Source organism: Variovorax sp. KBS0712 (assembly GCF_006323185.2).
Taxonomy (GTDB): domain Bacteria; phylum Pseudomonadota; class Gammaproteobacteria; order Burkholderiales; family Burkholderiaceae_C; genus Variovorax; species Variovorax boronicumulans.
On sequence record NZ_VCCD02000003.1, the window covers coordinates 208,596 to 220,490 of the forward strand.

Annotated in this window: 11 protein-coding genes; 3 read left to right on the forward strand and 8 right to left on the reverse strand. The window is 67.6% G+C overall.

Annotated elements, in window-relative coordinates:
- Position 1 precedes the first annotated feature (1 nt).
- Genes FFI97_RS25780 through FFI97_RS25800 form a run of 5 tightly spaced genes read right to left on the reverse strand, consistent with a single transcriptional unit; the run spans position 2 to position 4,066 of the window.
- Positions 2 to 691 carry an amino acid ABC transporter permease gene (locus FFI97_RS25780; protein WP_139700985.1) on the reverse strand — a complete coding sequence of 230 codons (690 nt, stop codon included), beginning with the start codon at positions 689 to 691 and terminating at the stop codon, positions 2 to 4.
- On the reverse strand, positions 691 to 1,428 hold the full coding sequence (locus FFI97_RS25785) for an amino acid ABC transporter permease (protein WP_062471835.1): 738 nt from the start codon (positions 1,426 to 1,428) through the stop codon (positions 691 to 693). Before FFI97_RS25785 ends, FFI97_RS25780 begins: the two co-directional genes overlap by 1 nt.
- A gap of 55 nt (positions 1,429 to 1,483) precedes the next feature.
- Positions 1,484 to 2,410, reverse strand: a complete 927-nt coding sequence (locus FFI97_RS25790) for a transporter substrate-binding domain-containing protein (protein ID WP_139700983.1) — start codon at positions 2,408 to 2,410, stop codon at positions 1,484 to 1,486.
- A 22-nt stretch (positions 2,411 to 2,432) separates the two neighbouring features.
- Positions 2,433 to 3,605, reverse strand: coding sequence for a trans-sulfuration enzyme family protein (locus FFI97_RS25795; RefSeq protein ID WP_139700981.1), 1,173 nt, complete (start codon positions 3,603 to 3,605; stop codon positions 2,433 to 2,435).
- Positions 3,606 to 3,613: 8 nt separating this feature from the next.
- On the reverse strand, positions 3,614 to 4,066 hold the full coding sequence (locus FFI97_RS25800; protein ID WP_139700979.1) for a hypothetical protein: 453 nt from the start codon (positions 4,064 to 4,066) through the stop codon (positions 3,614 to 3,616).
- 97 nt (positions 4,067 to 4,163) lie between these two features.
- Here FFI97_RS25800 and FFI97_RS25805 point away from each other — a divergent pair, with 97 nt between their 5' ends.
- Entirely contained in the window at positions 4,164 to 5,099 is a 936-nt protein-coding gene (locus FFI97_RS25805; protein WP_139700977.1) for a LysR substrate-binding domain-containing protein, read from the forward strand.
- Here the strand turns inward: FFI97_RS25805 and FFI97_RS25810 are convergent.
- On the reverse strand, positions 5,080 to 7,302 hold the full coding sequence (locus tag FFI97_RS25810) for a copper-transporting P-type ATPase (RefSeq protein WP_139700975.1): 2,223 nt from the start codon (positions 7,300 to 7,302) through the stop codon (positions 5,080 to 5,082). The two genes, FFI97_RS25805 and FFI97_RS25810, sit on opposite strands and share 20 nt — an antisense overlap.
- A gap of 155 nt (positions 7,303 to 7,457) precedes the next feature.
- Complete coding sequence (locus FFI97_RS25815; RefSeq protein ID WP_095743735.1) at positions 7,458 to 7,949, reverse strand: plastocyanin/azurin family copper-binding protein; 492 nt, start codon at positions 7,947 to 7,949, stop codon at positions 7,458 to 7,460.
- 377 nt (positions 7,950 to 8,326) lie between these two features.
- On the opposite strand from FFI97_RS25815, the gene FFI97_RS25820 reads away from it, so the two are divergent.
- Together FFI97_RS25820 and groL are read left to right on the forward strand one after the other, a co-directional pair.
- Complete coding sequence (locus FFI97_RS25820) at positions 8,327 to 8,617, forward strand: co-chaperone GroES (protein WP_056572926.1); 291 nt, start codon at positions 8,327 to 8,329, stop codon at positions 8,615 to 8,617.
- Positions 8,618 to 8,672: 55 nt separating this feature from the next.
- Complete coding sequence (gene groL, locus FFI97_RS25825; protein ID WP_042579049.1) at positions 8,673 to 10,328, forward strand: chaperonin GroEL; 1,656 nt, start codon at positions 8,673 to 8,675, stop codon at positions 10,326 to 10,328.
- 71 nt (positions 10,329 to 10,399) lie between these two features.
- Here the strand turns inward: groL and xylB are convergent, their stop codons facing one another.
- Positions 10,400 to 11,866 (reverse strand): xylulokinase, encoded by a 1,467-nt coding sequence (gene xylB, locus FFI97_RS25830; protein WP_139700973.1) that lies wholly within the window; start codon positions 11,864 to 11,866, stop codon positions 10,400 to 10,402.
- Positions 11,867 to 11,895 lie beyond the last annotated feature (29 nt).

Below are 11,895 nucleotides of genomic sequence, written 5' to 3' on the forward strand. Positions count from 1 at the left end.
CTCAGGTCGCCGCCGCCGTGCGGCGCCGCTGCAGCCAGGTGACCCACCAGGCGCCCGCCGTGCACAGCACCAGGTAGACGACGGCGACCAGGATGTAGACCTCGACCACGCGCCCGTCGCGTTGTCCCACCTTGCTGGCGGCGCCGAGAAAGTCGTTCAGGCTGATCACGTAGACCAGCGAGGTGTCCTTGAGCAGCGCGATGGTCTGGTTGATGAGCGAGGGCGTCATGTTGCGAAACGCCTGCGGCAGGATCACGTGCCGCAGGGCCTGCCCCGGCGACATCCCCAGCGACTGCGCCGCCTGCATCTGGCCGGCGCGCACGCTGCCGATGCCGGCGCGGATGATCTCGCAGTAGTACGCGGACTCCGCGAGCACGAACGCCACGAGCGCGGCGTAGATCGGCCCGACGCCGAGGTTCGGGTCGCCGGTCACGGCGCGCAGCACCACCGGCATCAGGAAGTAGATCCACAGGATCGTGAGGATCAGCGGGATCGAGCGGAACAGGTTCACGTACCCCGCCACGAGCGCCGCCACCGGCCGCGGCGCGAAGATCCGCGTGATCGCCAGCAGGGTCCCCAGGCCGATGCCGGCGGCCATGGAGGCCGCCACCAGCAGGGCGGTCATCTGCAGGCCCTGCAGCAGGTACGGCCAGGCGCGCTGCAGGGCGACCCAATCGAAGTCGTAGCCCATCACGCGGCGCCCAGCAGCCCGGGCACGCGCACCCGATGCTCGATGCGGCGCATCAGCACGATCACGCCGTAGGTGATCGCCATGTAGATGAGCGTCGCCACGATGAAGGCCTCGAAGGGATGGGCGCTGAACTCGCTGAGCTGGCGCGTCTGCCCGGTGAGCTCCATGAGCCCGATCGTCAGCGCGACGGCCGAGTTCTTGAACACGTTCAGGAAGTCCGAGGTCAGCGGCGGGATGACGATGCGCAGGGCCTGCGGCAGGATCACGTACCGGTAAGCCGCCACGGTTCCCAGGCCCATCGCCATGGCCGCCTGCTTCTGGCTGCGCGGCACCGACTCGATGCCCGCGCGCACCTGCTCGGCCGCCTTCGCCGCCGTGTAGAGCGTGAGGCCCACCAGCACGGTGAGGAACTGGTTCGCGGTCGGGTTCATCTGCTTGATCGCATGGCCCCAGGCGGTCGGCAACAGCTCGGGCACCACGAAGTACCAGAGAAACAGCTGCACCAGCAGCGGCGTGTTGCGAAAGCAGTGGATGTACACCGCCGACAGCGTGCGCGCCGTCCGGTGGGGCAGCGTCCGTGCCACGCCGGCGATCAGGCCCAGGCCCAATGCCAGCGTCCAGGCCAGCAGCGACAGCGCGACCGTCCACAGCAACCCGCGCACCAGCATCAGGCCGTACAGGCCCTCCCCCGTGACCGAGGGTTTGAAGAAGATCAACCAATCCCAGGTGTAGTGCATCGCGAAAGGTGCCGGCAGGCGGTTCGGTTCGTGAAGGGGTCGCCGCGCCCGTGCCTTACAGCGGCTGGTCGCTCGGATGGCGCACGAGCTCCTGCATGTCGGGCGACATCGGGAAGTTGACCGTCACGCTGCCCTTCACCGCGATGGGCTTGAGGAAGTACTTCTCGTACAGCGCGGTGAACTCGCCCGATCGCATCATCCCGGTGATCACGCCGTCGACAAGTTTCTTGAACGCCGCGTCGCCCTTGCGCAGCATGCAGCCATAGGCCTCCTTCTGCTGCGGCACGCCGACCACCTCCCAGTCCGCCGGGTTCCTGGCGCGGGCGATGTTGCTGAACAGAATGATGTCGTCCTGCGTCGCGGCCACCGCGCGCCCCGTCTCCACGGTCAGGAAGTTCTCGTTGATGTCCTTGGCCAGGATGATCTGGATGCCCCACTTGTTCTTCTCGTTGAGCTGCCGCAGCATGCGCTCCGCCGTGGTGCCCGCGCTGACCACGACGTTCTTGCCCACGAGGTCAGCCCAGTGCTTGATGCCGGAGTTCTTGCGCACCAGCAGCCGCGCGCCCACGACGAAGAAGGTCGTCGAGAACGACACCTGGTTCTGCCGCTCGGCGTTGTTGGTGGTCGAGCTGCACTCCAGGTCGACCGTCTGGTTGGCCACCAGCGGAATGCGCGTCTGCGGCGTGACTTCCAGGGTCTTGACCTCCAGCCGGGCGAGCTGCAGGTCCTTCTTCACCTGGGCGACCACGCGCTGCGAAATTTCCCAGGCGAAGCCGGCCTGCTTGTTGTGGTCGTCCAGGTAGTTGAACGGGATCGAGGCGCCGCGCGTGGCCACGGTGATCGCCCCGGTGTCCTTGATCTTCTTGAGCGTGCCGTCCAGCGGCGATGCGGTCTGCGCGGCAACGCCGGCGCACAGCGCGAGGCCGGCCATGGCGAGGAAGGAACGGATCAACGCGGCGTGAAGGGTCGGCTTGAAAGTCATCGCAGGCTCCAGGTGTCGGGGGTCAGAGATCGAAACGCGTGGCGCAGGCGTCCAGCGCGCCCAGCAGCTCGTCGCGCAGGGCCTGGGGGTCGTCCAGGCCGATCGACAGGCGGATGACCGGACCTTCGACGTCGCAGAAATTGCGCCTGGCGAGTTCCTCCGCCGGGTAGAAGGCCGCGATGCTGCGCACGCCGCCCCAGCTGGCGCCGATGGCAAAGCGCTTCAGGCCGGCGAACAGCGCCCGGTAGGCGTCGTAGGGACAGTCCACGAGCTGCAGCGACATCACGCAACCGGGCTGCGCGAAATCGCGCGCCCACAGCGCATGGTCCGGCGCGCCGGGCAGCGCCGGAAAGAGCATCCGGCGCACGAGGCGGTGCGCCGCAAGTTGCCCCGCGATCAGGCGCGCGCTGGTGGCCTGGCGCTCCATGCGCACCTGCATCGTGTCCAGGCCCCGGGCCACCAGGAAGCAGTCCTCCGGGCTCACGGCCAGCCCCATCAGCGACTGCAGGCCGCGCAAGGACCGGTACAGGCCTTCGTCCTGGGTGGTGACGCTGCCCATCAGCACGTCCGAATGGCCGCCCATGTACTTGGTGCATGCGTGAACGCACAGGTCGACGCCGTGCGCCAGCGCGGCAAAGCCCAGCGGGCTGGCCCAGGTGTTGTCGATGGCGGTCAGCACGCCACGGGCGCGCGCCACGGCGGTGATCGCCGGCACGTCCTCGACTTCCATCGTCACCGTGCCGGGCGACTCCAGCCAGATGAGCCGCGTGTTCGGGCGCACGAGGCGCTCGATGCCCGCGCCGATGCGCGGCGCATAGAACTCGACCTCGATGCCCAGCGCCTGCAGCCGTTCGACGGCGAAGGACTTGGCCAGGCCGTAGGCGGCATCGGTCATCAACAGGTGGTCGCCCTTCTGGAGCAGCGCGAGCAGCACGCCGCAGATGGCCGCCTGTCCGGAAGGAAAGACGATGCCGTGCGCGGCGCCGTCCAACTCGGCGATGCGCGCCTCGAGGGCGCGCTGCGTCGGCGTGCCCGTCGTGCCGTAGCTGAAGCCGTCCGGCAGGCGGGTGCGGCGGTGCACGAAATCGTCGAGCGAGTCGAAGACGACCGTGGAGGCGCGCCACACCGGCGGCGCCAGGCTGGCGAAGGCGGCGTCCGCAGGGGACGTGCCGGGATGGGAAATGGATGGGTTCACGATGGAAGTCAGTTCGCGGGGGCCGATTCGATGAGCTGCAGCGCATGCTTCATCTGCTCGACGGCCATGGTTTCGAGATCGGTGTAGACCTTCATCTCCACGCCCAGGCGGGAGAAGGTTTCGCGGGCGGTGGCGATCCGGGCCGGGTCCTGGGTCTTGGGGTTGGCCAGTGCCGCCTCGAGGCGCTTGTACTCGCTGGTGAGCAGGGCCGGCTGTTCGCCGAGGGCACGCAGGCCGGCGTTGGTCATCGAACGGATGCGCAGCAGCATCTTCACGTCCGACTGTTCCATCTCGCCCTGCGCCCGCTCCAGCGCCAGCCTGGCGGCCACCGCCTGCGGGCTGTCGGGCTTGCGGGTGGCCGCAAGGGTCTGGAACCTGGCGACGTCGCTGGAAAAGTCGTGCGCCCATGCGGGCGCCGCACACGCCAGGACCGTCACTGCAAGCGCTGTTCGAAGGTTCATCTCGCGTCTTTCGGGAAGTGGCTGAAGACACCAACTCTAGGACGCTGGAGATAATCCGGATCGCGCCCGAAATTCTTTCTCCATAAGCGGTTGTTATATGTTGCTCCGAGAGATCGAGGTGTTCCGTTCCGTGATGTCCGTGGGCTCCGCGAGCAAGGCGGCTGCGCTGCTGGGCGTAACGCAGCCGGCCATCAGCCAGTCGCTGCGCAGGCTCGAGGAAGCCGCGGGCTTTCCCCTGTTCCGCCGGCTGCGCGGCCGCCTGCACCCCACGCCCGAAGCGCAGGCGCTGCTGACCGAGGTCGAGCGCGTCTTCGTGGGCCTGAGCAGCATCGAGCACCGCATGCGCAGCCTCAAGCGCTTCGGCGTCAACACGCTGCGCATGGCGGTGTACCCGGCCTTCGGCCTGAGCTTCGTGCCGCGGGTGCTGTCGCGGCTGGTGGCCGAGCGCGGCGACGCCGACGCCCGTCCGCAGATTTCGCTGCAGGTGCTCAGTTCGCGGGAGGTGCACGAGGCCGTGCTGGGGCGCCAGGTCGACTTCGGGCTGATGGCCGACGAAATGCCGACGACCGGCCTGGAGCACTCCGAATTCGCGCGCTTTCCGGGCGTGGTGGTGATGCATGCGAAGCACCGGCTGGCCCGCGCCAGGACCATCCAGCCGCATCAACTCGCCGAAGAGCCCTTCCTCGCGCTCAACCCGGAAGACGCGTCCCGGCGGCGCCTGGAGCGGGCCCTGGCGGACTGCAACGTCGCCTTGAGCGTGCTGGTCGAGACCCCGTACGCGGCCAGCGTGTGCGAGATGGCCCTGAGCGGCATGGGCATCGGCGTCGTCAACCCGGTCACCGCGCTGGAGTACGCGCAGCGCGGCCTGGCCGTGCGCCCGCTGTCGCTGGAGGTGTCCTTCGCGGGCCTGCTGGTGCTGCCGCCGGGACAGCCGCTGTCCGGCCTGGCGGTGCGCGTGCTCCAGCTCATGCGCATCCAGCTGGCCGAAGACCAGAAGGCCCTGGCGGGCCTTCTCAAGCCTCGCGCCAGGTAGCGCCGCGCAGGCGCAAGGCATTGGTGATCACCGACGCCGAGCTCAGGCTCATCGCCAGCGCCGCGATCATCGGCGACAGCAGCCAGCCGGTGAACGGGAACAGCACGCCCGCGGCCAGCGGCACGCCCAACGCGTTGTAGAGGAAGGCGAAGCCCAGGTTCTGCTTCATGTTGGCGATGGTCTGCTCGGAAATCACGCGCGCCTGTGCAATGCCGCGCAGGTCGCCCTTGACCAGCGTCACCTGGGCGCTGTTCATCGCGACATCGGTGCCGGTGCCCATCGCCACGCCGACGTCGGCCTTGGCGAGCGCGGGCGCGTCGTTGATGCCGTCGCCGGCCATCGCGACGATGCGGCCCTCGCGCTGCAGTTTGTCGACCAGCGCGAGCTTGTCGGCCGGCTTCACTTCGCCGTGCACCTCGTCGATGCCCAGCTTCGCGGCGACGGCGCGGGCGGTGGTCAGCCCGTCGCCGGTGGCCATGATGACGCGCAGGCCCGAAGCCTTGAGCGCGGCCAGCGCCTCCAGCGTGGTGGGCTTGATCGGGTCCGACACCGCGAGCAGGCCGGCGGCCTGGCCGTCCACCGCCAGGAACATGACACTCGCGCCCTCGGCCCGCAGGGCCTCGGCCTGCGGCTTGAGCGCTTCGACCTGCACGCGCAGCTGCTCCATGAGCGCCGTGTTGCCCAGCGCCAGCTTCCGGCCGTCAACGCCGCCGCTCACGCCGATGCCGCTGCTGGATTCGAAACCCTCGGGCGTGTCCAGCACCAGCTGGCGCTCGCGCGCCGCCCGCACGATGGCGTCGGCCAGCGGGTGCTCGCTGCCCTGGTCCAGGCTGGCGGCCAGGCGCAGCACCTCGTCGACGGTGAAGCCGGGCGCAGGCACCGCGCGCTCGAACTGCGGCCGGCCTTCGGTCAGGGTGCCTGTCTTGTCGACGATGAGCGTGTCGACCTTGCGGAAGTTCTCGATCGCGGCGGCATCGCGGAACAGCACGCCCTGCGTGGCCGCCTTGCCCGTGGCGACCATGATCGACATCGGCGTCGCGAGGCCGAGCGCACAGGGGCAGGCAATGATGAGCACCGCCACGGCATTGATGAGGCCGTAGACCCAGCTGGGCTGCGGCCCGAAGAAGCCCCAGGCGAAAAAGGTCAGCACCGCGATGGCGATCACCGTCATCACGAAGTAGCCGGCGACCTGGTCGGCCATTCGCTGCATCGGCGCGCGCGAGCGCTGGGCCTGCGCGACCATCTGCACGATGCTCGCGAGCACGGTCTGCGAGCCGACCTTTTCCGATTGCATGACGAGGGCGCCGTTGGTGTTGAGCGTCGCACCGATGAGCTTGTCGCCTACGCGCTTGGTCACGGGCAAGGGCTCGCCGGTGAGCATCGACTCGTCGACCGCACTGCCGCCTTCGATCACCACACCGTCCACCGGCACCTTCTCTCCGGGGCGCACGCGCAGCTTGTCGCCGACATGCACGTGGCCGATGGGCACGTCTTCCTCGGTGCCGTCGGCGCCGATCCGGCGTGCCGTCTTGGGCGCGAGCCCCAGCAGCGACTTGATCGCCGCGGAGGTTTGCGAGCGCGCCTTGAGTTCGAGGATCTGGCCCAGCAAGGTGAGCGAAATGATCACCGCGGCCGCTTCGAAGTACACCGACACGCGCCCCATCGACACGAACGACGCGGGGAACACGCCGGGCGCCACCGTGGCCACGACGCTGTAGGCAAAGGCGGCGGCCGTGCCCAGGCCGATCAGGGTCCACATGTTCGGGCTGCGGTTCGCCACCGACTGCACCGCGCGCACAAAGAACGGCCACCCGGCCCACAGCACGATGGGAACAGTGAGCACGAGCTCGATCCAGCTTTGCGTGCCCATCTCGAACCACTGCAGGCGGTGGCCGGCCATGGCGAGCACGGTGACGGCGACGCTGAGCGGCAGCGTCCAGAAGAAGCGCCGCTTGAAGTCTTTCAGCTCGGGATCTTCGCCCTCGTCGAGGGTCGGCATCTCGGGCTCCAGCGTCATGCCGCACTTGGGGCAGTTGCCCGGGTGGCCCTGCCGGATCTCCGGGTGCATGGGGCAGGTGTAGACCGTGCCCTCCGCAGCGGGCTGCGCAGGGCCCGCGGGCGCATGCCCGTGCGATGCGTGGTGATCGTGGTGGTCGTGATGACCGTGGGGGTGTCCTGCGTGCCTGGTGGACGTGTCGTTCATTCGCGTTCTCCGACAGGAAAGGGGGAAGCCCTTGAGGGGGAAGCGATCAGTGTCCAGGTTGACACGATGTGAAGGTCAAGCCCTGTCGCGCGATACCCTTGAAGAAAAAGCGCCGGCATGGCGGCCGGCGCGTGAAAGACGCGCACGCATGGCGCTCACTTGCCGGCCTTGCCCACCAGCACCGCGCCCTTCATTCCGGCGTCGTAGTGGCCCGGCTGCAGGCAGCCGAAGTCGACCTTGCCGGCCTGGGTGAACTGCCAGACGATCTCGCCGGTCTTGCCCGCGGCCAGCGTGACCATGTTCGGATCGGCGTGCTCCATCTCGGGATTCTTCTTCATGGCCTCGTAGTGCGCCAGCAGCGCCTTCTCGGTCCCGAGCACGAGCTCGTGCTTCAGGACGCCGGAGTTCTTGACGACGAAGCGCACCGTCTCCCCCTGCTTGACCTTGATGTCCGCCGGGGTGAAGCGCATCGAGTCCGTCATGTCGACCTGGACCGTGCGCGTCACCTTGGCGGCCACGCCGGGCTTGCCGACGGCGGCTTCGGCATCGTGGCCGTGGCCACCGGCATGGGTGCCCGAGGCAAAGGCGCCGGCAGCGGCCAGTGCGGCTCCTGCGGCGAAAACGGTGTTGCGGAAGGTGTGTGTCATGGTGTCCTTGGAGGTTGCCGGGATGCCGCGACTCTAGGAAGCCAAGCCCGTCCACCACCGATCACCCGGATTACAAAAAAGCAATCTGCGCGCGCGACCTCCGTGCGTCGGCGACATGGGCATCGCCTTATTTTGCCCGGGCAAAATATCCCAAAGCGTCCCGGCCGAAGGCACCCGGCCACCCGGTGTTTCTCCGGAAAAGCACGGCGGTGCCAAACGGCGGCAAGGGCGCCGCCCTTGAAAGGTCATCGAATGCCCTTATGATTAGCACTCGCTGCTGACGAGTGCTAACAGCCCTCCCATCCAGTCGACAGGTCGCCGGTTTCTCCGGCGCCCGACCACAAACAAACCCGTTTCTTACCCTTCCAGGAGATGCAATGAAACTTCGTCCTTTGGCCGATCGCGTGATCGTCAAGCGTGTTGACAGCGAAACCAAGACCGCCTCTGGCATCGTCATCCCCGACGCAGCCGCCGAAAAGCCCGATCAGGGTGAAGTCCTGGCCGTGGGCCCGGGCAAGCGCAACGACAAGGGCGAACTGGCCGCACTGACCGTCAAGGTCGGCGACCGCGTCCTGTTCGGCAAGTACAGCGGCCAGACCGTCAAGGTCGATGGCGACGAACTGCTCGTGATGAAGGAAGACGACCTGTTCGCAGTCGTCGAGAAGTAATTCTTCTCCTCCCTTTCGATCCCATCCAATCCAATCCATTCGGAGTTAATTCATCATGGCAGCAAAAGACGTAGTCTTCGGCGGCGAAGCCCGCGCACGCATGGTCGAGGGTGTCAACATCCTGGCCAACGCAGTCAAAGTGACCCTGGGCCCCAAGGGCCGCAACGTGGTGCTCGAGCGTTCGTTCGGCGCCCCCACCGTGACCAAGGACGGTGTGTCCGTGGCCAAGGAAATCGAACTCAAGGACAAGCTGCAGAACATGGGCGCCCAGCTCGTGAAGGAAGTGGCCTCCAAGACCAGCGACAACGCTGGTGACGGCACCACGACCGCCACGGTCCTGGCCCAAGCCATCGTTCGCGAAGGTTTCAAGCTGGTGGCTGCCGGCATGAACCCGATGGACCTGAAGCGCGGCATCGACAAGGCTGTCACGGCCCTGGTCGCCGAGCTGAAGAAGGCTTCCAAGCCCACCACCACCTCCAAGGAAATCGCGCAAGTCGGCTCCATCTCGGCCAACAGCGACGAAACCATCGGCAAGCTCATCGCTGACGCGATGGACAAGGTCGGCAAGGAAGGCGTGATCACCGTGGAAGACGGCAAGTCGCTGGACAGCGAACTCGACGTCGTCGAAGGCATGCAGTTCGACCGCGGCTACCTGTCGCCCTACTTCATCAACAACCCCGAGAAGCAATCGGCGCTGTTGGACAACCCCTTCGTGCTGCTGTTCGACAAGAAGATCAGCAACATCCGTGACCTGCTGCCGGTGCTGGAGCAAGTCGCCAAGGCTGGCCGTCCGCTGCTGATCATTGCCGAAGAAGTCGAAGGCGAAGCCCTGGCTACCTTGGTCGTGAACACGATCCGCGGCATCCTGAAGGTCGTGGCTGTGAAGGCCCCTGGCTTCGGCGACCGCCGCAAGGCCATGCTGGAAGACATCGCCATCCTGACGGGCGGCAAGGTCATCGCTGAAGAAGTGGGCCTGACGCTCGAAAAGGTGACGCTGGCCGACCTGGGTCAAGCCAAGCGCATCGAAGTGGGCAAGGAAAACACGATCATCATCGACGGCGCTGGCGCTGCTGGTGACATCGAAGCCCGCGTGAAGCAAGTTCGCGTTCAGATCGAAGAAGCGACCAGCGACTACGACCGTGAAAAGCTGCAAGAGCGCGTGGCCAAGCTGGCCGGCGGCGTGGCAGTGATCAAGGTTGGCGCTGCCACCGAAGTCGAAATGAAGGAAAAGAAGGCTCGCGTCGAAGACGCCCTGCACGCCACCCGCGCTGCAGTGGAAGAAGGCGTTGTGGCTGGTGGCGGCGTGGCTCTGCTGCGTGCCAAGCAAGCCGTGGGCGAGTCGGTCAAGGGCGACAACGCTGATCAAGAAGCCGGCATCAAGCTGGTGCTGAAGGCCATCGAAGCGCCCCTGCGCGAAATCGTGAACAACGCCGGCGGCGAAGCCTCGGTGGTGGTGAACGCTGTGCTGGCCGGCAAGGGCAACTACGGCTTCAACGCTGCGAACGACACGTACGGCGACATGCTCGAGCTGGGCATCCTGGACCCGACGAAGGTCACCCGCACCGCACTGCAGAACGCCGCTTCGGTGTCCTCGCTGCTGCTGACGACCGAAGCCATGGTTGCTGACGCACCCAAGGACGAGTCCGGCGCCGGCGGCGGTGGCATGCCCGACATGGGTGGCATGGGCGGCATGGGCGGCATGGGCATGTAATGCCCGGCTGAGCTCTGCTCACCAAAGTAAAAAGGGCCGCGAAAGCGGCCCTTTTTCTTTGTGCGGAAGGTTCAGCGGAACTGGTCGCGCAGCGCCATGTAGAGCACCTGGAATCGCGCATGACGCGTCTTGTGTGCGCCAGCGCCTTCGGAGGAAGGCGTCAGCGTCTGCTTCACCGGCGGCAGCGTGCACACCTCTGCCACAGCACCTCCATCGGCCAGCCACGCCAACCGCGCCGCACCGAGCGCACCGCCGGTCTCGCTGCCCGCATACAGCGTCAACGGCACCTGGAAGATGTCGGCCAGCAACTGGCCCCACCAGATGCTGCGCGCACCGCCGCCCACCAGCGCGACTTCGCGCAGCGGCATGTCGACCGGCAGGCGCAGCGTGTCGAAGCCATCGCGCAGCCCGAAGCTCACGCCCTCGACCACGGCGTAGGCAATCTCCGCGGGGCCGTGCGCATGCGTCAGGCCGAACAGCACCCCTTGCGCATTCGGGTTGTTGTGCGGCGAGCGCTCGCCCGACAGGTACGGCAGGAACAGCGGGCAACGCCCCCGGTCCGCCAGCGCAACCGAGGCCGCGGCTTCGAGCAGCGCCGCCTCGTCCACGAACTTGAAGGTCTTCGCTGCCCAGCTCACTGCACTCGCGGCCGAGAGCATCACCGACATCTGGTGCCAGCGCTTGGGCAGCGCATGGCAGAAGGCATGCATCGCCTGCGCGGGGTTCGGCAAAAAGCGGTCGGTCGAGACGAACACCACGCCCGAGGTGCCGAGCGAGACGAAGCCCTGCCCCGGCTCCACGAGCCCCATGCCGACCGCGCTGGCGGCGTTGTCGCCCGCGCCGCCGGCGATCTTCACGCCCTCGCGCAGCCCCCAGCGCGCCGCCAGTTTCGGCTTGAGCAGCGCGGAGACTTCACTGCCTTCGACCAGCCGCGGCATGTGAGCGCGCGTGAGCCCCGTGGCGGCGAGCAGTTCGTCGGACCAGTCGCGCGCGCCCACGTCGAGCCACAGCGTGCCCGCCGCGTCCGACATCTCGCTGACCGCCTCGCCGCTGAGCATGAAGCGCAGCCAGTCCTTCGGCAGCAGCACGCGCGCCATGCGGGCGAAGACCTCGGGCTCGTGCTCGCGCACCCACAGCAGCTTGGGCGCGGTGAAGCCGGGCATCGCGAGGTTGCCCGCGATCTCGCCCAGGCGCGGCACGGCGCGCGTGAGCGCCTCGCACTGCGCACCGCTGCGGCCGTCGTTCCAGAGGATGGCCGGGCGCAGCACCTCGCCCACCGCGTCGAGCAGCGTGGCGCCGTGCATCTGGCCCGACAAGCCGATGGCGCGCACCTGCGGCAGCGCCTCGGCGTGCGTGGTGCGCAGCTCGGCCATGACCGCCTCGAGCGCCTGCCACCATTGGGCGGGCGCCTGCTCGGACCACAGCGGCTGCGGCCGGTCGACCGTGAGCGGCGCGCGTGCCACGCCGACGATGCGGTGATCGTCCGCGAGCAGCAATGCCTTGAGCTCGGACGTGCCGAGGTCGAGTCCCAGATACAAGATGGTCTCCCTGATGGCGCCTTCGGAGC